Origin of the sequence: Streptomyces sp. NPDC089915, from assembly GCF_040684675.1 — a bacterium.
Lineage (GTDB): Bacteria > Actinomycetota > Actinomycetes > Streptomycetales > Streptomycetaceae > Streptomyces.
Genome location: NZ_JBFBGN010000410.1, coordinates 1 through 1,129, shown reverse-complemented (window position 1 = coordinate 1,129; position 1,129 = coordinate 1). Strand labels below are relative to the sequence as shown.

Sequence of the window (1,129 nt, the reverse complement as noted above, 5' to 3'; positions counted from 1 at the left end):
TTCTGGCAGTCCTTCGAGGAGAACTACCCCTTCTTCGCCGCCAAGGGCATCGACTGGCACGCCGTACGCGACCGGTACCGGCCCATGGTCCACGAAGGGACGACCCCGGACGAACTCTTCACCCTCTTCGGCGAGATGGTCGAGCCGCTCCACGACGCCCACGTGGCCGTCTGGGACGTCGACGCCGACCACGACGGCTTCCCCGACCGGCGCTTCGCCCAGGGCCGCCCCGGCACGGTCCAGCCCGACGGGAAGCTCGACGCCAAGGTCAAGCGGTTCGTGGTGGAGCGCGACCTCAAGGACGCCCGGAACCTCCAGGACTTCGCGGCCGGCCGGATCACCTACGCCGACCTCCCCGGCGGGCAGGGCTACCTGCGGATCTGTACGTCACCCCCGCCCAGGGCTCCCGCTACACCGGACCGGTCGCCGTACTGACCGGTGGCTCCACCGTCAGCGCGGGCGAGACCTTCACCCAGGCCCTCATGGACCGGCCCGGCCGGACCGTGCGGATCGGGCAGCCCACGCAGGGCGTCTTCTCGGACGTCATGGAGCGCAAGCTCCCGGGCGGCATGTCGGTCTGGCTGCCGAACGAGGAGCTGCTGACCCGCTCGGGCAGGACGTACGACGGCGCGGGCATCCCGCCGCACCTCACGGAGCCGGTCTTCACCCCGGAGGAGTTCGGCCGGAACAAGGACTCGGCTTTCGACCGGGCCGTGCAGGTCCTGCGGGATCAGGGCCCTCACCATCGGCACGGTGGCGCTTGAGGCGGCTGATTCCGCGTGGAGACACGGCCTACGGCCGCCGTTGCCGGATCCGGTCGGCCACCTCGCCGCCCTCGGTCTCCCACCAGGGACGTACCAGGTCCGGGTTCCGCTCCTGCCCCGGCACGGCGGCCGCCGCGGGGACCAGTTCGGTCTCCAGGCGGCGGTCGAGCACGAGGGCCTGGTCCCGTTCGGTACGGAACCACTGCGCCAGGATCACGAGCAGGAAGCACACGGTGACCAGCTCGGCGACGCCGATCATCGCGCCGCCGCCGACCTGCTGCTCCCGCTGGACGTCCGGCGCCCAGGACGGTGCGTGGTGCGCGTACCAGGCACCGGCGATCAGGGCGCCGTGGGTCATGACGGCG

At 71.7% G+C, this 1,129-nt stretch carries 1 protein-coding gene and 1 pseudogene; one reads left to right on the top strand and one right to left on the bottom strand.

The window, feature by feature from the left end; all coding sequences use genetic code 11:
• Positions 1–764, top strand: a pseudogene (locus AB0O29_RS36245) (S41 family peptidase); the annotation flags it as partial.
• 28 nt (positions 765–792) lie between these two features.
• Here AB0O29_RS36245 and AB0O29_RS36240 read toward each other — a convergent pair.
• The coding region (locus AB0O29_RS36240; protein ID WP_365160800.1) for a cytochrome c oxidase assembly protein at positions 793–1,129 on the bottom strand (337 nt) is incomplete at its 5' end.